This is a genomic window from Microbacterium sp. (assembly GCF_047607465.1).
GTDB lineage: Bacteria > Actinomycetota > Actinomycetes > Actinomycetales > Microbacteriaceae > Microbacterium.
The window spans coordinates 1-18292 of sequence record NZ_JASGCY010000003.1 but is presented as its reverse complement, the minus strand read 5'-3'; the positions used below and the strand labels follow the sequence as shown (position 1 = coordinate 18292).

31 protein-coding genes and 2 pseudogenes are annotated in these 18292 nt (G+C 64.4%); 7 read left to right on the top strand and 26 right to left on the bottom strand.

Features of this window, described 5'->3' with window-relative positions; translation table 11 throughout:
• Positions 1-2: 2 nt before the first annotated feature.
• The 7 genes from QM568_RS00280 to QM568_RS00250 are packed head-to-tail and all read left to right on the top strand — an operon-like array spanning position 3 to position 3887.
• Positions 3-560 (top strand): hypothetical protein, encoded by a 558-nt coding sequence (locus QM568_RS00280; RefSeq protein ID WP_415134618.1) that lies wholly within the window; start codon positions 3-5, stop codon positions 558-560.
• Positions 560-1369, top strand: coding sequence for a hypothetical protein (locus QM568_RS00275; RefSeq protein WP_415134616.1), 810 nt, complete (start codon positions 560-562; stop codon positions 1367-1369). The genes QM568_RS00280 and QM568_RS00275 overlap by 1 nt, the downstream gene beginning before the upstream one ends.
• A gap of 13 nt (positions 1370-1382) precedes the next feature.
• A complete protein-coding gene (locus QM568_RS00270; protein WP_415134614.1) occupies positions 1383-1829 on the top strand; it encodes a hypothetical protein in 447 nt (148 codons plus the stop codon).
• A 2-nt stretch (positions 1830-1831) separates the two neighbouring features.
• Positions 1832-2155, top strand: a complete 324-nt coding sequence (locus QM568_RS00265; RefSeq protein WP_415134612.1) for a hypothetical protein — start codon at positions 1832-1834, stop codon at positions 2153-2155.
• A 20-nt stretch (positions 2156-2175) separates the two neighbouring features.
• Positions 2176-3438, top strand: a complete 1263-nt coding sequence (locus tag QM568_RS00260) for a hypothetical protein (RefSeq protein WP_415134610.1) — start codon at positions 2176-2178, stop codon at positions 3436-3438.
• Complete coding sequence (locus QM568_RS00255) at positions 3435-3623, top strand: hypothetical protein (RefSeq protein ID WP_415134608.1); 189 nt, start codon at positions 3435-3437, stop codon at positions 3621-3623. The genes QM568_RS00260 and QM568_RS00255 overlap by 4 nt, the downstream gene beginning before the upstream one ends.
• A 30-nt stretch (positions 3624-3653) precedes the next feature.
• Positions 3654-3887 carry a holin gene (locus tag QM568_RS00250; protein ID WP_415134606.1) on the top strand — a complete coding sequence of 78 codons (234 nt, stop codon included), beginning with the start codon at positions 3654-3656 and terminating at the stop codon, positions 3885-3887.
• 296 nt (positions 3888-4183) lie between these two features.
• On the opposite strand, the gene QM568_RS00245 is transcribed toward QM568_RS00250, so the two are convergent.
• The 26 genes and pseudogenes from QM568_RS00245 to QM568_RS00120 all read right to left on the bottom strand — a co-directional run.
• Positions 4184-4669, bottom strand: coding sequence for a hypothetical protein (locus QM568_RS00245; RefSeq protein WP_415134604.1), 486 nt, complete (start codon positions 4667-4669; stop codon positions 4184-4186).
• An 11-nt stretch (positions 4670-4680) separates the two neighbouring features.
• Positions 4681-4875, bottom strand: coding sequence for a hypothetical protein (locus tag QM568_RS00240; protein ID WP_415134602.1), 195 nt, complete (start codon positions 4873-4875; stop codon positions 4681-4683).
• Positions 4872-5384, bottom strand: coding sequence for a hypothetical protein (locus QM568_RS00235; protein ID WP_415134600.1), 513 nt, complete (start codon positions 5382-5384; stop codon positions 4872-4874). The genes QM568_RS00240 and QM568_RS00235 overlap by 4 nt, the downstream gene beginning before the upstream one ends.
• The gene (locus QM568_RS00230) at positions 5381-5953 is read right to left on the bottom strand and encodes a hypothetical protein (RefSeq protein ID WP_415134598.1); all 573 of its coding nucleotides are present in this window, start codon (positions 5951-5953) and stop codon (positions 5381-5383) included. The genes QM568_RS00235 and QM568_RS00230 overlap by 4 nt, the downstream gene beginning before the upstream one ends.
• Positions 5950-6096: a hypothetical protein gene (locus QM568_RS00225; RefSeq protein ID WP_415134596.1), complete on the bottom strand. Its 147-nt coding sequence runs from the start codon at positions 6094-6096 to the stop codon at positions 5950-5952. The genes QM568_RS00230 and QM568_RS00225 overlap by 4 nt, the downstream gene beginning before the upstream one ends.
• 186 nt (positions 6097-6282) lie before the next feature.
• On the bottom strand, positions 6283-6726 hold the full coding sequence (locus QM568_RS00220) for a hypothetical protein (RefSeq protein ID WP_415134594.1): 444 nt from the start codon (positions 6724-6726) through the stop codon (positions 6283-6285).
• A complete protein-coding gene (locus QM568_RS00215) occupies positions 6723-6896 on the bottom strand; it encodes a plasmid mobilization protein (protein WP_415134592.1) in 174 nt (57 codons plus the stop codon). The genes QM568_RS00220 and QM568_RS00215 overlap by 4 nt, the downstream gene beginning before the upstream one ends.
• Positions 6893-7138, bottom strand: a complete 246-nt coding sequence (locus tag QM568_RS00210; protein WP_415134590.1) for a hypothetical protein — start codon at positions 7136-7138, stop codon at positions 6893-6895. Before QM568_RS00210 ends, QM568_RS00215 begins: the two co-directional genes overlap by 4 nt.
• Positions 7131-7721, bottom strand: a complete 591-nt coding sequence (locus QM568_RS00205) for a hypothetical protein (protein WP_415134588.1) — start codon at positions 7719-7721, stop codon at positions 7131-7133. Before QM568_RS00205 ends, QM568_RS00210 begins: the two co-directional genes overlap by 8 nt.
• The gene (locus tag QM568_RS00200; RefSeq protein WP_415134586.1) at positions 7714-8082 is read right to left on the bottom strand and encodes a hypothetical protein; all 369 of its coding nucleotides are present in this window, start codon (positions 8080-8082) and stop codon (positions 7714-7716) included. The genes QM568_RS00205 and QM568_RS00200 overlap by 8 nt, the downstream gene beginning before the upstream one ends.
• A complete protein-coding gene (locus QM568_RS00195) occupies positions 8079-8471 on the bottom strand; it encodes a hypothetical protein (protein ID WP_415134584.1) in 393 nt (130 codons plus the stop codon). The genes QM568_RS00200 and QM568_RS00195 overlap by 4 nt, the downstream gene beginning before the upstream one ends.
• A complete protein-coding gene (locus QM568_RS00190) occupies positions 8468-10918 on the bottom strand; it encodes a bifunctional DNA primase/polymerase (RefSeq protein ID WP_415134704.1) in 2451 nt (816 codons plus the stop codon). Before QM568_RS00190 ends, QM568_RS00195 begins: the two co-directional genes overlap by 4 nt.
• 151 nt (positions 10919-11069) lie before the next feature.
• Positions 11070-11681, bottom strand: a complete 612-nt coding sequence (locus QM568_RS00185) for a hypothetical protein (RefSeq protein WP_415134582.1) — start codon at positions 11679-11681, stop codon at positions 11070-11072.
• Positions 11682-11796: 115 nt separating this feature from the next.
• On the bottom strand, positions 11797-12522 hold the full coding sequence (locus QM568_RS00180; RefSeq protein ID WP_415134580.1) for a hypothetical protein: 726 nt from the start codon (positions 12520-12522) through the stop codon (positions 11797-11799).
• Positions 12519-12842 carry a hypothetical protein gene (locus QM568_RS00175; protein WP_415134578.1) on the bottom strand — a complete coding sequence of 108 codons (324 nt, stop codon included), beginning with the start codon at positions 12840-12842 and terminating at the stop codon, positions 12519-12521. The genes QM568_RS00180 and QM568_RS00175 overlap by 4 nt, the downstream gene beginning before the upstream one ends.
• A gap of 220 nt (positions 12843-13062) precedes the next feature.
• Positions 13063-13335, bottom strand: coding sequence for a WhiB family transcriptional regulator (locus QM568_RS00170; RefSeq protein ID WP_415134576.1), 273 nt, complete (start codon positions 13333-13335; stop codon positions 13063-13065).
• 52 nt (positions 13336-13387) lie between these two features.
• Complete coding sequence (locus QM568_RS00165; RefSeq protein WP_415134574.1) at positions 13388-13609, bottom strand: hypothetical protein; 222 nt, start codon at positions 13607-13609, stop codon at positions 13388-13390.
• 32 nt (positions 13610-13641) lie between these two features.
• Complete coding sequence (locus QM568_RS00160) at positions 13642-14016, bottom strand: hypothetical protein (protein ID WP_415134572.1); 375 nt, start codon at positions 14014-14016, stop codon at positions 13642-13644.
• On the bottom strand, positions 14013-14177 hold the full coding sequence (locus QM568_RS00155; RefSeq protein ID WP_415134570.1) for a hypothetical protein: 165 nt from the start codon (positions 14175-14177) through the stop codon (positions 14013-14015). The genes QM568_RS00160 and QM568_RS00155 overlap by 4 nt, the downstream gene beginning before the upstream one ends.
• 359 nt (positions 14178-14536) lie before the next feature.
• Positions 14537-14812, bottom strand: coding sequence for a hypothetical protein (locus tag QM568_RS00150; protein ID WP_415134708.1), 276 nt, complete (start codon positions 14810-14812; stop codon positions 14537-14539).
• A gap of 105 nt (positions 14813-14917) precedes the next feature.
• Positions 14918-15043 (bottom strand): annotated as a pseudogene (locus QM568_RS00145) (AAA family ATPase); the annotation flags it as partial.
• Between the two features lie 51 nt (positions 15044-15094).
• Positions 15095-16642, bottom strand: coding sequence for a helicase-related protein (locus QM568_RS00140; protein ID WP_415134568.1), 1548 nt, complete (start codon positions 16640-16642; stop codon positions 15095-15097).
• A 9-nt stretch (positions 16643-16651) separates the two neighbouring features.
• A complete protein-coding gene (locus QM568_RS00135) occupies positions 16652-17191 on the bottom strand; it encodes a hypothetical protein (protein WP_415134566.1) in 540 nt (179 codons plus the stop codon).
• 18 nt (positions 17192-17209) lie between these two features.
• On the bottom strand, positions 17210-17515 hold the full coding sequence (locus QM568_RS00130) for a hypothetical protein (protein WP_415134564.1): 306 nt from the start codon (positions 17513-17515) through the stop codon (positions 17210-17212).
• Positions 17512-17871, bottom strand: a complete 360-nt coding sequence (locus QM568_RS00125) for a hypothetical protein (RefSeq protein ID WP_415134562.1) — start codon at positions 17869-17871, stop codon at positions 17512-17514. Before QM568_RS00125 ends, QM568_RS00130 begins: the two co-directional genes overlap by 4 nt.
• A pseudogene (locus QM568_RS00120) lies at positions 17868-18292 on the bottom strand (hypothetical protein); the annotation flags it as partial. The pseudogene QM568_RS00120 and the gene QM568_RS00125, both read right to left, overlap by 4 nt.

Genomic DNA, 18292 nt, shown 5'->3' with positions numbered 1-18292 from the left:
GCATGGCAACCACAGGATCGCCCTGGAACATCCCCCTCGTGGACGGGGCGACCATTGTGCAGCCGATCCAGACGCCGTTCAACGCGCAAGCGAACGCACTCCACACCGCCCTCAACACAGTGGACGCCCGCATCGACACCAAGGTTGACGCGGGGACCACTCTTTACATCGGCACCGCCGCTGACCGGGCCGCGATGAGCGGTTCCAGCCTGCGCAACGGCATCGAGTTCAACGAGACCGACACCGGGGTGAAGCGCCGCCGCAACGCGGCCGCCTGGTCGCGGGTCGCACAACCTTATGCGGTTGCCACCGGCACTGTCGCGGTCGCCGGGACGGGTGCCACCACGGTCACGTTCCCCACCGGTTTGTTCACGCAACCGCCCATCGTGCAATGCTCCGTGATCTCCGTCGCCGGCCTCGTGTACGTGCCCCACCGCTCGGAGGCGGCAACCACGACCGGCTTCAACGTCCGCATCTACGGCCTCGACGGGCAGCAGAGCGCAGGGACGATCGAATGGACAGCAATCCAGGCCACCGCCGCCGGGCCGGGTGGCGCCTGATGGCTTACCCGAACGGGCTCGTCCCCCTGCACCTGCTCGTCCACCTGGGCGGAAACCACTACCTGCCGCCCGGCACGGCCGCACGCTGGCTGTGGGCTGTCGCGGAAGGCAAGCGGCGTTTCGGTGTCACATTCCGCATCACACCCGACCGTGACGGGCTGGGCGGCTGGAACGCCTACCGCCCCATGTCTGCACAGATCCTCTACAAGAAGAAGCTCGGCAACCTGGCGGCCGCGCCCGGCTACTCCACCCACGGCGGGTTCGTCGGCGGGCGCGAAGTCTTCGCGGTGGACGTGGACAACTGGCAGGCCGTGCCGTGGGCGGATTTCGCCCGCCTCATGAACAATGCGGGCTTCGCTGTCGATTACGTCACACCCCGTGAACTCTGGCATGTCGTCGACCTGAACAACCCTTGGGTGGCACCCACGCTCACTGGCGCCACTACCACGAATACGAACCCCCCTGTCTCCGAGGAGGATGACATGCCCCTGATGGTGAAGGCGAACGGAAACATCTACACGTTGTCGCCCCAGCAGATCAAGCACGAGATCGACACGGCGGTGGTGCAGCGCGCAATCGCCGCCGGCCACAAGCAGGTCGATCTCACCGGCACCAACGCGGAGCAGGTCGCCGCGCTCGCGGGGTGGCTGGACCACTTCGGCATCCCGCAGGGGATCGACGGGGTGGCGATGATCGACGCCGCCGGGCGGGTGCTGAACCCGGAGACCGGCAAGCACGAAGCCGGGGGCATGTGGAACTGGGACCGCGCCAACCGGGCGCTCCTCAAGCAGCTCCTCGCACGGAAGTAACCCGGCCCGAGCCATGACCGCACCCACCCCGACCAACCCCGGCCGGTTCGCCGCGCTCCGCTCCCTCTGGGACCGCGTGACCGAACCGAGGCGGCTGAAGGCTCTGTATGCCTTCCTGTACGCCGTCGCCACCGGGACCGGGGTCGTCACCTTGCTGTTCCCGCCCCAGTCCGTTGAAGGCGTGCTGGGACGCGCCCTCGTGGTCGTCTGGTCGTCGCTGTTCATCGCCGGCGGCGTTGGCGGCATGTCGACCGTGCTGAACGGCCGATGGAAGTGGGAGAGGTGGTCTATCGGGTCGATTCTCATGGGGATCGGCATCTACGGCGCCGTCGTCCTCTCCCTCCATTTCACCTCGTCAGGCTCCCGGCTCACGCAGCTCGGCGTCCTGGTGCTGGCAGCAGGGCTGTTCGTTGTCAAATTGGAGCTGATTCGCTGGTACAGCTTCGATCCACGGAGGTAGAAGTGACCGACCCGATCGCCTACTGGGTGGGCCTTGCCGTGGCTGCCTTCGGTGGTGGTTTCATCAAAGATTTCATCCGATGGATGCGCGACAAGCGTGCCGGCGTCATCGCCGCGCGCCGCAGCGAAGTGGAACGCGCCATCGCCGAGAAGGACAAGGCGGTGGCCGAAAGGGACGCCGCCCGCCTTGAGCTGCGGGAGATCGCGTCGTGGTGGGAGCGCTGGGCTCGCATCCTCGAGGAGGCACTGGGCGTCCACCGCCGCCGCCTCATCGACAACGGGCTCCCCGTCGACCCTTACCCCACCCAGCCAACCGACTACCGATAACCTCAAGGCAAGGAGAGGGTGTGCCTAAGTCACCACTTTGGGAAAACGCGGAGTTCCTGGCCGCATGCGCCAGCGACCGCCCGAAAAACGAGATCATGGAAGAATGGCAGGTCTCATCCGGGCTTGTCGTCGACGTGCGCAAGCACCTGGGCGCAACGGCCGACACGGCGCGCAGCCGTGAACACGGCGAATCGGATGAGATCACCGACAACGGTGACGGAACCCGGCGTTTCCAGTTCATCCGGCACAGGCCCGTCACCCTTGAGGACGCCCGCGAGCTGATCCGCTCCAGCGGCGACAACCCGGATGCGTACAACGTGTCCATCCGCACCATCAGCTACGGTTCCGACCAGTCCAGCAACAAGATCTCAGCCTGGCCGAAGGCGGGTGTCGCGCTAGCGGAAACCTACCCGCTCACGCACCTGTACGCGGAGGCAGAACGGTACCGGAAACAGTATCGTTCTGCCGCGCCCGTCACGGGGTCAGCGCGCGCCACCGTCGTCTGCGTGGCCGACATGCAACTGGGGAAGGTGGCGCGGCGTGGCGGGACCGCGGACACACTCGCCCGCCTGGAGGCGAAACGGGGGAAACTGGACGCGCTCTACGCCGAACGCCACCCTGGACGCATCCTCATCGCAGACCTGGGCGACGGGATCGAAGGGTTCGAATCGGGCGGCAACCCGGCGTTCACCAACGACCTGTCGCTGCCGGACCAGTTGGACGCCTACTCGACAGAGATGTTCAAGTTCGTCGCCCAAGCGGGCGGCTTCGCTGACGTCTCAGTGGCCGTCGTGGCCTCGAATCACGCAGCCTGGCGCAGGGGCAAGCAGGTTCTGGGGAACCCCTCGGACGACTTCGGGATCTTCACCCACAAGCAGGTTCAGAAAGTCGCCGAAGCCGCCGGCATCCGGGCCGACTGGAACTACCCGGCCGAGTATGACGAATCCCTCCGGGTTGACATCCTCGGCGTGCCTCTCGGTTTCGTGCACGGCAACCAGTTCGCCCCCGGCAAGGCGATCGACTGGTGGCAGGCGCAGGCGTTCGGCGGGCAGGCCGTGGCGCACTGCGACGTGATGGTCCACGGGCACTACCACTCCTTCTCGGCAGGCGTCGCCGGCACCAACCCGTTCACCAACCGGGAGCGGATGGTGTTCGGTTGCCCGACCTTGGACAACGGCTCCGACTGGTTCCGCCAGACAGCCGGGCGGGACTCCGAGCCTGGGCTTCTCGTCTTCGACGTGACCGCGGACGGCCTCGACCTGGGGAGCGTGAGCATCCTGTGAGCACCACGCGCACGGAGGAATGGCACGCCGGTCATGCCGAAGGGTATAACGCGGGCGAAGCGGACCTGCTCGAGTTCGTGGACGACTGGGTGCGGCAGTCTTGCGACATGAAGCACATCGACGACCACCAGATGATCGCGCTCCAGTACCTGCTGCGGGCGCTCGACAGACGTGCGGCCCACTAGGGGTCGCCGGGAGATAGGAGAACCCATCCGATGAGAAAGTTCTTTACCGCCACGTTCTGGGACTACGCCGGTGAGCGCGCCCTGAAGACCGTCATCCAGACGCTCTTCGTCGGCGGCCTGCTGGGTGCGGGCCTGTTCGACCTGGACTGGGGCGTGATCGCGTCGCTCGCGGGCGGCACGGCGCTCGCATCCGTCGCGACGAGCATCCTGTTCTACAAGGGTGACGGCTCAGACAACCCGGACGATACGTCCATCGGCGCCTAGCCAGGGGGTGATCACCATCTCCAATGCCCGGCAGGGCGAACCTGCCGGGCATTCGGCTATGTCGACGTAGCCATAGCCGGGGCGCGCATTTCAAGCTCCCCATCCGCCTATCGGAGCCATCGCGAACCCGAACGGCATCGCCATCTCCACCTGCGCGCCAGCAACGTCGATCATCGGGTCGTCGCCGGGCTCTGGCACCGGCTGCGGGTCGTGCCGGTGCGTTGTGCGCCACTCCCGCAACGCCTTCAGGCGCCAGAACGGAACCTTGATCGAAGCCCCGCAGGAGCACCGCTCCTTCAACGAAGCACCCCCAGCCTGGATGCCAGGTCTGCGCCCGTAAGCCCCTCCGCCATCCAAGAGGCGTACCTGGCATCGCTGGTGGACAAGTGCGGGTCGAACCTCCCGAACCTGCGCAGATACCTGAGGTTGATCGACAGGCGGACAGCGTGCCGCCGACGCTTGAAATCGCCGAAGCAGAACTTGCGGATGGTGTGTTCATACTTCTCGAACACGTCCGCCCCGCTGACCCGTGCGGCATCCAGCATGGGGCGCCACTTCTCGCCGGCGGGCCACCAGAACTTCTGGCGGGAGAACAGCGCCTCGACGGACTGGTGCGACCCGCTGAACGCCAACTCAAGGAATCGCGGCAGGCCAACCTCCGTGCAATCGGAGTCGCCTTCCACCCACCGCCTCATCAGTCGGTCGTCGTCGTAGACGGCGAAAAAGTCGAAGTCGGAGCCTTCATGCGCAAGGCCGTACAAGCGGGAACCGTGCTCGGTCATGAAAATGAGGCTCATGCCGACCACCCCCGATGGCGCAACTCGTCGGCACAGGCCCGCACAAAGAGGCCCGCCTCGGCCTGCTCCTCGGCGCGTTCAACTTCGAGGTAGCTGGGACTCCCCTTCCGGGACGCCCAACGCCACTCGCGCTTCACGGCTCGCAAATACACCCGCTTCAGTTTGCGGGTACTCATGTCTTTAGGGTTCATGCTGAATCCTTTCCTCCTGCCAGCATCCGAAGCGTTGGGGCGTGCCTTCGGTTCTTGAGATTGACCAGGCTGTGACAGATCGCGTCGTTCGAGTCGTCGTTCTCGGTGCCGGGCGCGAACATGTCAAACCTTTCCAGCAGGTCGAACCTGACCCGCTGCCGTTGAGCTTTCGTGGTCGCCTCGGGCGGGTAACCGGTCAGGCCGGCCTTGTCGAAACGGGTGTGCCAGAGCACCGTCGCCCCGCTCTGATGCGCCCACAGCGCCACCACCCCTTCGATCGGCACGCCGGAGATGTCGGCGTTGGCGCCTTTCTCGTAGACGAACCGCTCCACCACCGCCTCATCGACACCAGTGAGCGTGCCCGCATTGGCGTCCATCCAGGCGATGAACCCGGTCAGCCCGTTGTGAACCTGCCAACGCCCCAGCAGGCGGTATGGCGTGGTCGCGTCGTAGAAGCCGAGGGAGATTCCGGTGTTGAGACCGGGATCAACGCTCAGTTGGAAAGTCATGCCGCTTCCTTTCGTAGATCCATCGTGAACTTGTGCTTGCGGGAGGCGGGGAGCTTCGTAAGCCCCATCTCCTCCATCTCCTCGTAGGTGCGATTGGTCGCCGCTTTCACTGAGACGCGCCTACCCTCCTTGTCGACCCAGCCCGGGTGCCCGCGCATCGCGCCCTGGTACTCCCAGTTGGTCGCCCGATAAATCTGGCCCAGGTGCCCCTCGCCCTCGTCGGCGTACGTGACCAAGTGTGTCCAGCGAGGGTTCTGGCGGATGCGCCTGATGCTTCGCCCGAGAAGGAACGAGGCGCCGTTAGTCGGGATCTCCGGCGCCACGACCAAGCGCGTAAGCACCAGAACCCCCTTCCGCCCATCGCCAGCGACGCTGACCGCGGCGGGTTTTGTCGGCGGCAGCCACCACGCAACCCCGACTGGCTCGGATTGCCCAGCGCGAAACAGGCCGTGACGGAACACTGCGGTATTCGAGCCACCCTTTGCGTAGTGATAGCGCTGCACGAGATCCAAGGCTGCGGCGTGCGGAATGTCCTCGATGTAGTAGTCGACCGCGCGGAGATGGCTCACTTCCCACCCCGCAGCACCATCTCGAGCGCGCCGACGTAGCCTGTCGCAATGGCCTCCCCCGTCTTATCATGGGTCAGCGCCGCAAACTCCAAGCCAGCACGCCAGTTCCGCAGCGCGTCGCACACCTCTTCTTCGGTCATCATGGGTTTGCCTCCTTGAATGCTCTTGCGAAGCCCTGTGAGCAGAGCGAACGCAGTTCGGCGTCGGTTGTCGGTGCGGGCATCCCGGAGTCTCGGAACTCGGGGATGAGGTTGAACGCGCTCTTGTGCAGGTAGGCGATGCTCGGCTTCCGTCCCGGCCTGGCCCAGAGGTTCAGCTTGCCCGGCACGTCATCCCACGTTTCGTACAGAGGGGGGGGGCGGAGTGAAGTTGCCCCAGAGGGCCGTAGCTTTCGTCCAGGGCGAACCGTACTGCCACGGCTGGTACGTGAAGCCAGGCTTGCCAAGATAGTTGCGCAGCGCACCAATGGCAGGGTTCTCGATGGCCCACCATTTCGGCTTCGCTTCGGCGATTATTCGCTGGCATTCGCGCACGAGTCGCATCCCCTCCTCGTGGTCGCTGACGTGAGGGTACTTCTGACCCGGCTTGCCGCGCCTGACCGCGCTGAAATGCGTGCAGACGGGGTTCGCGATGATGCCGCGGATCGGCCTGTCGGGCGAGTAGTTCTCCACGCCGATATCAGCGCCCACTGTGATCACCTCATATCCGGGGTCGCTGCGATACGGCCAAGTGTCGGAGCCCGTGTCCGCGCACAATTGAAGGATCGTCATCATGCCGCCACCTTCCTTCTGTTCCTCGGCCGCTCGATGGTCTCGCCGAGTGCCGCCGCCCGGACGTACGCCGCGATGCTCTCCCCCCACCACGCCGCATTCTCTTCGATGCGTGCCTTCTGCTCCGGCGTCACCTCAAGTGTGAGGAGCTTCTTCCCAGGCGTGACGCTCATGCTTCGGCCTCTCCCAGATACTCGTCGACCAGGATGTCGGCGGCGGCGAGCAGGTCGGCGTCCGTCTTGCACGCCTCCAGGTGGCGGAGCCGCTCGGTGAACTCGTTTCGGGCCGCCCAGTAACCGCGGTCCCACGCGAACCAGATCCTATTCCGCTCTTTGGCACCCTGCTGCGCGTAGTGGCGTGTCGCGTAGTCTTTCGCCATGCGCCTGATCCGGCGCGGGTTCGTTTCTTCAGCCATCTGCTGCCTCCTTTTTTCGTTTTTTCAACTCCGCCTCGGTGGGGGCGACCAGTTTGAGCCATTCCGTGAAGCTCATGGGCGCCGGGACGCCCTCCTCCGCCTCCCAGTCGCGCTGCTTGCGCGGCTTGGAAGCGGTTGGGCGCCACTCCTCACCCAGGTACGGGTCCAGCGTTCGCGCCCCCAGGAACGACAGCGGTTTGCCGTCTTTCTGCGCCCAGGTCGCGTGCAGGCCGACCGTCGCGCCGGCCGCGCTCTTGTGCGCGAACACCTCCCAACAGTCCGCCTCGAAGGCGGCGTATCGCACGTCGCCTTTCGAGTAGTCGTCACCGTCGTTCTCGTAGCGGACGGCCGGGTTCCATGCGCGTGAGTACCCGACTCGCACCGTCCACCCTCGACCGTTTAGGCGCTTGAACAGCGAGCCGAGCGTCCCTTTCAGTGCGGCCTTCTCTGTGCCGTCCAGTTCGCGCCCTGGCTGGATGACGCGGATCGGCTCGTCCGGCTCGCGCACCGGCTCCGCGTGCTCGTCGTTCAACGCTTTGTGGTACGCCGCCCAGTCGCCCCACAGTGCCGACTTGTCAGACAAAGCGCACCTTGCCCGCCTGGTCTTCTTCGTGAACCAGCCGCACGTCGCACCCCATCCACTGCGAGTAAAGCCACGCCTCGTCGAAGCAGGTGTCCCCGAAGTCTTCAAGCCAAAACCGCAGCGCCGCCTCGATGGAATCGATGCTCTCCGCGTTCTCCGCCCGGATCGGAACACTCTTGCAGGTGAACGGCGGCACCGCCCCCCATGCCAGGACGCGCCCTGGCGAGCCGTAGGCGGCCTCCTGAGGGACTATCCGCACGTCCGTACTGATCCGGGCCTTCGCGGCCTTCAGCAAGCCCATGCGAGCTTCGCTGACCGGCCACGGGAATACGGGAAGCGGGATCACATCAACAATGCTCACTTCTCCTCCTTCCGGTAACGGCGCCTCAACCACCAGTCGGGGATTCCGCTCAGCCGAGCTGCGAACATCACGGACGTGCCCTGGCCTGCGTCCAACATCGCCGTCACATCCTCGGCGCTGACACGCTCGCCCCGTGCGTGGGCGTTTCGTAGCTTGAGCAAGCCAGCCAGGCATGCCGGGTCGAACTTCCCCCGCATGCGGGTTTCGCGCGGCGCGGTCAGCTTGTAGACCGTCGTGTGCGAAATACCCACGATCGCGCCGACATGCATGGCGGAGAAGATACCCCAACCCCAGAGCGACGCGACCGCATCGTAACGCTGCTGCCGCGTGTAGTTGACCTGATGCTCGTACACCCATGCCGCCTCTTCGAGCGGCGTCAGGTTGATCATTCCCCCCACCCCGCAAGTCGGATGAGTGCATCGTTCTTGCCGAACGGGAGCACGTCTGCGCGCCCCTGTGCGACCAGCTCGCTGATCAGGCCGTTGGTGGTCCTCTCGTCGCCCGCGTAACCTTTCACTGAGTGGATCTCGCTGCGCTTCATCCCGCCGCCGTTAGCCTCCAGCATGCTTGCCAGCCTGTTCACCTGCCTCGCCCGTGGCGACTCGTCGGTGGCCTCTACCATCTCCAAGATGTTCTCCGTCCATTCCTCTGCCTGCTCAAGCGCGAGCAAATAGTCGCTCATCTCCACGCAGGTGCGCCTTTCGGTGATCGCGACAAGCGCCGCGCACTTCAAAACCGTCATCTCCATGCGGGTGAACGTCGGCCTCAGCCGATCCGGGTAGGCGCTGTTCTCGGCGATCCGCTCAAACTTCTCGGTTGTGTCGATGTGCCTTTCCAGCACATCGTCGTCGAAGTCGATCCATGTCGGGTTGCCGTCTTCGCGTGTCAGCTTCAACTCCACTGTTTGACGGAAGCGGGACGCCCACTGCGCGTACCAGGTCTCGATGCCGCGTTGGGCGCCCTTGCCGGGGCGCCTGATGCGGAACCTTTTCTGTTCACGGGTGCGCGACTTGCGGTGCCCGTTCGCCCAGACAAACCGGTTGACGAACCCGCTCTCCCAGTCGTGCGGCTCGATCGCGTCCGCGATCCGCTCGTCCACGCCCGTGAGGTGCACGCACAGGTATGCCTTCGCCCGGATGCCGGAGATGTCTTTCGCCCCAGTCCGGTGAAGCATCGGGACCTTGCCGCCGAAGATGTCCATGATGCGGTTTTTCATGCCACTGAAGGCACCCTGCGAGTCCGACCAACTACGAAACACCGCGTCTGCCTCGTCCCCGTGGAAGAAGCTGGAGCGCCCATCCTTGCGAATGAGGGCCTGCGTGAGGCCGGCCGTAGTGGCATCGCCACCGATGTCAGGATCGTCCTCAGGCAGGTAATAGGCGTTCATCATGTCGGTCACACAGTTCAACGACTCCGACTTGCCTGTACCTGAAGGCCCGAGCAGGATGCCATAGAAGTTGAGTGGAACCATCGTCCCGTTCTCGGTCGGGATGACAGCCTTGCTGGCGAAGATGAGCGAAAGGATCATCCAGCGGTTCAGGCGGTAGTACGCCTCGCTCATCACAGGGTTGATCTGTTTCATCCGTGACATGAAGTTCTCCTCCCTCTTGTCATCGCCCCACCATGTGACGTTTTGAAGCGCCGCCGCCTCGGCCGCCGCCAAGAGCTGGACACGGTTGTCCTTCGCTTCCACTTCGACATCCGGCTCGCCCGGAAAGGTAGCGGATGCGAGGGCCTCCACACCCTCGCGAGATGTGATCGGGCACGATACGTGCTTGCGAGCTGCGGCATTCCAGGCGATCTCGACCGCCTCCCGGCGGTTTACCCCGCCGTCTTCCAACGCCAGGTTGAGGACCAGGCGCACCTGCTCCACCAAGCGTTCCGGCGTGGGCGGATTGGGCAGGGTCGTCCAGGCGGCGAAAAACTGCGCGTCGTCCACCCTCCCGGCCGCGTCCACGTAGTCGATCGCAGGCTCCGCCTTGGGTGGCGTCGCGAACTCGCCCAGGATGTCCGCCTCAAAGGCGCCGTACTTTTCGATTGCCCCCCTCAGTCCGAGAGCCCAGTCTTCACGGTAGACCTGCGTGTCGTAAGGCCCTCGCAGCCATTCAGCCTTCAGCCGCTCCAATGCCCACGGGATGCCGCTCCTGCCGCTGGCCCCCATGCCGACAAGAGCTGCCTGCATCTGAATCATGTCGTCATGCCCGAAGTCGCTCTTCGGGATGCTGTCCACGAACTCGAGAAGAAACTGTCCCGGCTCGCCCGGAGCGCACTTGCTCAGCCACTCGTCGACCGTCCCGCTGTACGGCGCCAGCTCTGGCTCCTCGGATGGCGTCAGGAGCCACGCTGGCGCGGGCGCGAACTCGTCGCGGCTTGCCGGTATGCGCTCTGTCCACCACAGGAAGTAGCTTGAGCCTGCGCGGCGATCCACCGAGTCCAGTACCACACCTTCCGGCGTGACATGGTTCTTCGTCGGAGCCAGGTGGCGGCCGTCGACCGGGCGGTAGACGTAGTGGCTGCCGCCGCGGCGGGTCTCATAGTTGAAAGTCTCGGGCAGGTCGTCCAGGCCGTTCTCGGCCAGCGTTGCCCACCCGTCGTGACTGTTACCTGCGCGATCCTCCCCCATGTCGATATCCGCGCAGACAAGACCCGACGCTCCGGCGTTCACGCCGATTAGCGCGTCAGGCCAGCGAGTCCACCAGTCGAGGATCTGCTTCTTATCACTGGTCGCTTCGTGGTGCCCTCGCCGCGTGCGCGGGGTTTTCGCCTCCCTGAGGCGCCCATCCACCACCTCGTCCGCCTCGAAGGCGGGGAAGACGTGAGCGCCCAGGTCGGCCAGTGCGAGAGCCGTGTCGAGATTCCCGATGACCCTGCTCCCTTCTCGGTCGATCTGACTTCGTATCGTGCGGACTGGGGAGGATTCGAACCTCCGCGCTGGCGCTACCCATCCAGCCCGTGCGGCCCGTTAGCGGTGGGCCAGACCGTACTACTTAGAAGCCGTTGGACGCGGCGGCGGCGAGGCGGAGTCGGACGGCGTTCACCGTCTGAACCGTCGCGCCCTCGATGACACCAGCGATGGCCTCGTCGTCCAGCGACTTGCCGATCAGCACCTTGATCCGCTCTTCGAGCTGCGGGTCTGCGCCCGCACCCGCCGCCTGCGGGGTGGCCGGTGCCGGCGCCTCGAGCGCGGCGTCCAGTGCGGACTTCTTCTTGATCTCGTAGCGGAACAGCTTGGGTGCGAACCCGCGCTGCGGCTTCTCGCCGTCCGCGTAGTAGGTGGCCGTGAAGATGTCGCCGGGGTGGGGCGCACCGCCGGCCTGCTGTGCCGCGAGACGGAACGCCTTCTTCTGGTCGCCCCACATCTTGATGTAGATAGCGCGCACGCCGTCATCGGTCTCGTCCTCGCGAAGGTCGGTCTGGATGGAGACGACGGCCTGCATCTTCGGCTGACCATCGTCCCAATGGTCGGGCTTGCCCGTATCGAAGTTGGTCGCCTGACGGGGCTCGGCCTTGACCACCACGCCGCTCCAGGTCGTGCCAGGCTTTTCGAACTTGGCCGTCTTGCCGCCGCCGGCAATCAGGTCATCGAGAGTGTTGCTCATCTTATCTCCTTGATCATGTTGTCTTTCTTGTTCTTTCGAGCGGCCGCCCGGAAGTCTTTGTGCGCGTCGCTGTACTCATGCCCTTTCGGGCAATGCGTCTTTGCTGACTGATGGTTCACCAGACGCCCCCAACCAGTTCGTCGAGTGTTGTCGGTTTCGACGCCTTTGGGGCGTCCCAATACTTGCCGCAATCGAAACATTTCGAACTGCGAGCGAGGTTGGTTATGTAGGCGTCTCGTGCCTCCATGCTCGGGAATGAGTCGAGCAGATCGCCCAGGCGTTCCACGCGAGCGAGGGCCTGGAGTGCGACCTTGGGGTCCCACTCCTCCTCCCACCAGACTCCTCGTCGAAGGCTGATGTCATTGCGCGGGAGGTAGTTGATCGCAACGCTCTTCACGTCGAACCCTGCGCGGAAGAAGCCCAGCCCATACAGGTGCGCTTGCCCTCGGTACTGCTCAGTCGGCCCGCGCTTCGCGCCGTCCAGCGTGGACTTCCCGACACACTTATGGTCTATCACCTGCCCCAGCTCGATAGCGAAAAGGTCTGACGTGCCACTGACCACCTGGCCTCGTACCTCACCCACCTGTACGCGGGTTTCCACAAGCCAGCCGGGCAACGGCTTGAACGTCTCCTCCAGCTTGGCGTGCAGAGCGGTTCCTATCCAGGGCAGCCAGGCCGCCTCCGGCGCCTTCGCCCAGCCCGCCAGGCGCGCAGCCAGACAGTGCTCGCAGCCCATCGCAAGCTCGCTCGGCCCCATTGTCGTTTGCAACGTGCGAGGCTCCTGGGTGATCGCGTGCTCGATGATCGAGTACACGGACTCCTTGGCGGACTGGAACGTCACTTGACGAGGATTCGCGGCTGGCCTTCGATGTAGAAGGCGTTCAGCTCGATCGGGGCCATGTACTCCTTCAGTGCCGCAGTGTCGACGGCGGGGCGGTATAGGTGCGGGTACTGCGCGACGGGGAAGCGCTGTTCGATGCGCGCAGTGTCGATGCGGCGGTTGGGTGAGACGGTGACCGTCCACTCCCCCGCGTCATGCTTGCCGGGGCCGAGTTCGGCGAGCTTCTCGTCGATCTGCTTCTTCTCCTGCGTGAGCCGGTCGATCTGTTCGGCCAGTGCGACCTTCCTCGCGGTCAGGTCGGCGATCGTCATCGTGATCATGACATCCTCCTTGGATTGTCGAGTCTATGGTTGGGTTTACCGCTTAATTTTGGTGGCAAGGGTGGCCGGCCTGAAACCGGCCACCCTCACTTCCTCCTGGGGATCCCTCCGCAGCCAGTCATTCGCCCTCCCTCTTGTCGATGTAACAAGGTCACATTTTATGACTGCTTAGAGGCTACATGTGATCGGAGAGCATGTCAAGAACAAGTTCTTATCCAAGTCATGTTTCGTTCTCGCACCAGGACCAGCGGGGGTCAGCGGGCTTGAGAATGTGCGCCTGGCGCCTGTCGATCCAGGCGATCCCGCCCCAGACGCCCCAACTGGGGAGCTGCTGGCGAGCGTTCAGGTTGCATTGTTCCAAGAGCGGACACCCGGCGCACATGGCTTTCGCCTCGTCTTCGGAAGGCGGGTAGCCTTCGTAGTCCATGAACTCTGCCGACCGGCCCGCACACAACGGTTGCGGTGCCCCCTCGTCGTCCACAGCGGTAGCCATGACGCCGGCGTACTCTTTCGTCGGTCGGCGCCCATGCCTGTGCCTATACGCCTTAGCCACCGATGATCTTCTCCATGAGCGCCAGCGCATCCTCCGCGTTGCCCCGCGCGAACTCCGCTTCCTTCCGAAGTTCGCGAAGCAAGTCGAAGTCGGCCTGAGCTTGAAGGCTGGAGCGCCATCGCTCCACCGAGGAGGCGATCGGGTCTGTCGCGCCGGACTGCTCGCGCCAGTCTAGGAAATCTTCTACGGCCTGGATTTTCTCATCAATGGTCACCATCCATTGGTAAAGAGGAACCAAGACGGGCGCTAGTGTGTGCGCCCTCTCGGGCGCAGGTCGGCGTGGTATCCGGCCAGGATGGAGTTGTGCCTGATCTGCTGTGCCACAATCTTCCACTCCGGCGTCGGCGGGATGCCTTCTTCGCGTCGGATCTTGCGGATCGTGGCGGGGTCGGCGCCGACATCCTCCGCCACCCAGCCGTCCGGCACCCCGTCCCTGCACAGGACCACGGCCCGCGCCCTGGCCTCCGGCGCTAGCGGGCGGGATGCGCGATACTCGCCTGAGTCCAGCTCCTTCCGGAGCCAGCGTTGCATGGTGCGCTCTGACACCCCGAACCTGATCGTCAACTCCAGGCGCGTGACGCCTTCCCGGTACAACTGCGCAGCACGCTGCGCGTTGTTCACAACTCCCCCTCCATTTTCACGATGTGGCGGATGATTGCCGCCGTGCGCTCATGAGTGTCCGCGATCTCGAGCGGGTCGGTGCCGGCGGATCGGGCCGCTTCGATCTCGCCCCTGGCGTGGTCCCACAGGTTCACGGTCTCAATGGTGTAGTCGGCTACCATTCGCCCTCCTCCTCGTCGAAATCCGAGTCACCCCATTCCAGTATGACTTTGTGTCCACCGTCATGCCCGTGATCGAGCACGCACTGTTCAAGCATGAACGGGATGGGTAGCGCGACCGCCTTTGTGCAGCGATAGGGCAGCATCTCAGTCATCGTCTCTCCCGGTTGCTTCGAGAAAACCAATTCTGGTTTGTCTTTGGTTTTGTGAGCTGCGAGCTGCGAGCCGCGAGCCGCGTGAGCACCTTGATGGCGTGCCCCTTGGGGCGCTTGTCCCGCCCGAATACCCTCCCTCCCAGGTGGTCAGGATGATGATGGGTTCGCCACAGCACGGCGTGACGATGTTCGGGACCGTGATTTGCGTCATCTCCCCTCCTCTGGGATCAGGTTGTTCGCGGAGTCCCAGTCGCAGGAGACCCCGCCGTACGAGTAGTTCTGCGCGCGGTTCTCCAGGACCACGCACGTCACCGTGCGCCCGTCCGGGAGGATGATCGTCTCGGCGTACAGCTTGTCAGCAAGGCCCCATCCAGACCCCACGACGTTCGGCTGCGGAGTCCCCTGGACATGTGCCTCAGAGGGGGTGCAGCCCGCCAGGGCGAGCGCCCCGAGCAGTGCCGGCACAGCGGCGATTCCCTTCATGCCGCTTCCCCGCCTTCCAGGTCGATTTCGCCGGCGTCCAGTTGCGCCGTCTCGTGCAGGTAGAACTGTGGGGACTTCGCCTTCATCAGTACGGGTACTCGCCCGCCCCATCCCGCGCAGGTCATCCCTGTTCACCCGGATGCGGTTCGGCGGGTCTTCCTGCACCCACGCCTTCGCGAACGTGGACTTTCCTGATGCGGGGATGCCCCGCAAGATCAACAGCTTCGACATGTGTCACCCTCCCTCAATTCAAGTTCAAACTTTAGGTTACATTTTGCAACGTCAAGCCGCAAGTGCTTCCTTACCAATCGACGCCCGCAATGTCTCTGCCTTCGCGAGCAGGGTTTCCAGAATCTTCGTGTCGTGCGACTCGTTCTGCACCAGCACGACTTCCTCGAACTCGCCGTACTTCTTCGTCATCCCCTGCCGGAGGATGCGCCCGCGAGCCTGGATTTCCAGCTTCGGGTCGCCGTCCGGCTTGTTCAGCCAGACGATTTTCGAACACACCGCCTGAAGCCCGTCGAGGCCGGTACCCATTGCCTGCACCGTGCCGACAAGGTACTGGTACTCGCCCGCGATAAACGCCTGCTTGATGCGCTCGCGTTCCTTCCGCGGCACATCCCCCGTCCAGGCGACGGCGTTGTACCCGGCCGCCCGCATCCGGTCTGTCGCCAGGTTGGCGAACAGCTTGCTGTCAGTGAGCAGGACGACCGGCTGCGCACCCCAATGGTCGAGGATGCCTTTCAGGGCGCGCAGCTTAGCGCTGGCGGCGCCCGGGGCGAACTCGACGCTCTCGCCGTCCGCACCGATCGTCAGCTCCGCCAGTGCCAACTGCTTGAAGCGCGCATACAGCGCACCCGGCACGTCCACTACGAGCGGGTGCTCCCCGCCATCGGTTTCCACCCAGGTCATCAGGTCGCGCTTCAAATCCTGCATCTGTGCCTCCTGCTGCGGGGTCGGGTCGACGTGGATTACGGTGGCCTCAGGGGCCTCCTCGGTGGCACCGTTCGCCACGTAGCAGGGGAGGGTTTTCACGAACGCCCCCGGCTCCTTCTCTCCCACCACCCGCGGAACCGGGTCGCTCCTGCCAGGGATGTACACCTTCTCAACCTCGCACCATTCGTCGTGCCAGTTCCAGAACGCCGGAATCAGCGTCGGCCACAGCCAGCGTGTCAATGACCAGGCGTTCTCGAAACTGTTCCCCGCCCATGTCGCCGAGAGTGCGATCTTCCACATCTGCTCATGCTCACCATCCTCGAGGAGCCGGCCCCGGAAACTGAGAAGCGTCGTTCGGCCGGTCGACTTGCGGTTACTGACCGCGTGGGCCTCGTCGAACACCACGGCATCCAGGCCGCCCCGCTTGCGGCGGCACATCTTGTCGAACGTTTTCAGGTGCACCTTCTCCCGCTCGAACTTGCCCGTCAGCATCCCGGTCTTCTTGTCGATCTTCTCGATCGGGTTGCCTTCGAAGTCGAGCTTGTCGCGGTACGCGAAATCTTGGCGCATCAGCCAGTGAATCGTGGCAAAGAAGAAGCCGTCCTCACCGGCCAGGAAGTCGGCATAAACTTGCTTCCCGGCCTTCGTGGAGTCCAGTCGGCGGATGCTCGCAGCGCCCGCCGACTGGCCCTCAATGGTTGCCTTCCATTGGTCGAACGTTTCCGCGATGCCGATGAAAAGCACGCGCTTCCACCCGCCAGCCAGGACGATCTCAGTGGCGCAGAGCGTTTTCCCCCGCCCCACGCCTTCCCCGATCAGCGCAGCGCGCGTTGGTTCCGCAAGAACCTTCTCGATGGTTTCCGTCTGGTAGTCGTGCGTTTTCAAACGCGCCATTGCAACCTCCTACTCTTTGACGCTGGCGATGAACGCGAGCGCGTCCCGCTTACCCTGCTCGGTCATGACGGCCTGGACGACCGGGTTACCCCACGTCGCGTCGACGTTCGCGTCGACCGGTAGGATGCGGCCGCCGTCCGCCGTGAAGCTCCACGTCTCCGATGCTGTCGGAAAAGTCGATAGCATCGGAGCGAAGGGGATCAGCGCCACCGGGGAGGCCGTGACGGTCAGGGTTTCCCCATCCCAGTCGTAGACCATGTGCGGGTCGTCCAACACCTCCACCTTCGGCGTGCGTAGCTTGCGCCCGAGCTTGACGGCATCGTCGATCGTCCGCCAGTTCTTGCGCATCAGCCGCGAAATCTCGTTGACGCTCAAGCCCTCGTCGTCCACCAGGAACGCGAGGTAGGCGTTGTACCTTTCGTGGTACTCCCGGATTCGCGCCTCTGCCTGCGCCTTCGCGATCATCTCCTCGCGTGCCCGTGCGCTTTTGCGCGCAGCATCCAGCGCCAGCGCCTTCTCGATCAGTGCCTTGCGATCAGGTTTCTTCATCTTCTCTTCTCCTTGCCCCTAGGCCGCAGCCCGGTCTGGCACGTTGTTGCTCAACCAGGTGTGGCAGAACGGGCATTCGCCCTCGGGGTCGTTGCGGTAGTCGGGGTGCACTTCGGACTTGCACGAGTCACACCAGGCCGGCGTGAACCCTGGCACGTCGAAAAACCGTGACGAAGACCCCTTGTCGAACTCCGCCCACTTCTCGGCGGGTCGCAGGGTGTCCCACTGCGCTATGCGCGCCATCATGTTCTCGCTGTCACGCAGTGCGTCACGCGCGTAGATGCCGTGCATGACCTGATCAGTCAAACTGTCGAACCGCGTCATGCGAATACCTCCGGCAGGATCACGTTCGCGGGTGCGCCCTCGAACAAGGGTGCGATCTCGGCGTGTGTGTACCCGGCAATGCCGCAACCGATCGGTGTAACCAGGAACGTCAGACCGGGGTGCGAGTGCGCATAGTCGATGAAGACGTAGACGCCCGCCGCCAGCACGTCGAACCCGCTCATCGTGTCAATCGCGTACGACTGCCCGTGATGGCCGTGGCCTTCGCCCCAGACCGCCCCGAACTTCTCGTACGCGACTCGCGCCGCGCCGCCTGCGTGGATGCCGTCCGCATTGCTGCCGAAGACGAAGACCTGCTCCGGCTCCAGGCGGGTGATGTTCTCAGGTGTGTAGATCACTCCGCCTCCACCGCCTTTCCGTCCTTGAGAGTGTAGAACGTGTCGGCCTTGATGATCTCGCCGTCCACCTTGAACGCCTGGAAATCGATCGGCTCCCCGGACTCGTCGTGCTCCATGAGCGCGATCCATCCACCAACACTGCTGCGCGCCTTCCCTCTGTAACCGACGTTCACGGCGACGCCGTACTGGCCCGAGTTGGTGCTCGCGCCGTAGTGGCCCGAGTTGGTGCTCGCGCCGCCGTGGCCCGAGTTGGTGCTCGCGCCGTAGTGGCCCGAGTTGGTGCTCGCGCCGTAGTCGCCCGAGTTGGTGCTCGCGCCGCCGTGGCCCGAGTTGGCGCTCGCGCCGTAGTTGCCCGAGTTGGTGCTCGCGCCGCAGTGGCCCGAGTTGGTGCTCGCGCCGTAGTTGCCCGAGTTGGTGCTCG

Excerpts from the sequence above, each read along its gene's own strand:
- QM568_RS00275 (WP_415134616.1), top strand. The coding sequence starts at position 560 with ATGGCTTACCCGAACGGGCTCGTCCCCCTGCACCTGCTCGTCCACCTG.
- QM568_RS00150 (WP_415134708.1), bottom strand. The coding sequence starts at position 14,812 with ATGAAGGGAATCGCCGCTGTGCCGGCACTGCTCGGGGCGCTCGCCCTG.
- QM568_RS00135 (WP_415134566.1), bottom strand. The coding sequence starts at position 17,191 with ATGAAGAAACCTGATCGCAAGGCACTGATCGAGAAGGCGCTGGCGCTG.
- QM568_RS00235 (WP_415134600.1), bottom strand. The coding sequence starts at position 5,384 with ATGACTTTCCAACTGAGCGTTGATCCCGGTCTCAACACCGGAATCTCC.
- QM568_RS00155 (WP_415134570.1), bottom strand. The coding sequence starts at position 14,177 with ATGGTAGCCGACTACACCATTGAGACCGTGAACCTGTGGGACCACGCC.
- QM568_RS00240 (WP_415134602.1), bottom strand. The coding sequence starts at position 4,875 with ATGAACCCTAAAGACATGAGTACCCGCAAACTGAAGCGGGTGTATTTG.
- QM568_RS00170 (WP_415134576.1), bottom strand. The coding sequence starts at position 13,335 with ATGGCTACCGCTGTGGACGACGAGGGGGCACCGCAACCGTTGTGTGCG.
- QM568_RS00130 (WP_415134564.1), bottom strand. The coding sequence starts at position 17,515 with ATGACGCGGTTCGACAGTTTGACTGATCAGGTCATGCACGGCATCTAC.
- QM568_RS00245 (WP_415134604.1), bottom strand. The coding sequence starts at position 4,669 with ATGACCGAGCACGGTTCCCGCTTGTACGGCCTTGCGCATGAAGGCTCC.
- QM568_RS00210 (WP_415134590.1), bottom strand. The coding sequence starts at position 7,138 with ATGGCTGAAGAAACGAACCCGCGCCGGATCAGGCGCATGGCGAAAGAC.
- QM568_RS00250 (WP_415134606.1), top strand. The coding sequence starts at position 3,654 with ATGAGAAAGTTCTTTACCGCCACGTTCTGGGACTACGCCGGTGAGCGC.
- QM568_RS00185 (WP_415134582.1), bottom strand. The coding sequence starts at position 11,681 with ATGAGCAACACTCTCGATGACCTGATTGCCGGCGGCGGCAAGACGGCC.
- QM568_RS00270 (WP_415134614.1), top strand. The coding sequence starts at position 1,383 with ATGACCGCACCCACCCCGACCAACCCCGGCCGGTTCGCCGCGCTCCGC.
- QM568_RS00215 (WP_415134592.1), bottom strand. The coding sequence starts at position 6,896 with ATGAGCGTCACGCCTGGGAAGAAGCTCCTCACACTTGAGGTGACGCCG.
- QM568_RS00140 (WP_415134568.1), bottom strand. The coding sequence starts at position 16,642 with ATGGCGCGTTTGAAAACGCACGACTACCAGACGGAAACCATCGAGAAG.
- QM568_RS00225 (WP_415134596.1), bottom strand. The coding sequence starts at position 6,096 with ATGATGACCGAAGAAGAGGTGTGCGACGCGCTGCGGAACTGGCGTGCT.
- QM568_RS00195 (WP_415134584.1), bottom strand. The coding sequence starts at position 8,471 with ATGATCAACCTGACGCCGCTCGAAGAGGCGGCATGGGTGTACGAGCAT.
- QM568_RS00280 (WP_415134618.1), top strand. The coding sequence starts at position 3 with ATGGCAACCACAGGATCGCCCTGGAACATCCCCCTCGTGGACGGGGCG.
- QM568_RS00175 (WP_415134578.1), bottom strand. The coding sequence starts at position 12,842 with ATGATCACGATGACGATCGCCGACCTGACCGCGAGGAAGGTCGCACTG.
- QM568_RS00220 (WP_415134594.1), bottom strand. The coding sequence starts at position 6,726 with ATGATGACGATCCTTCAATTGTGCGCGGACACGGGCTCCGACACTTGG.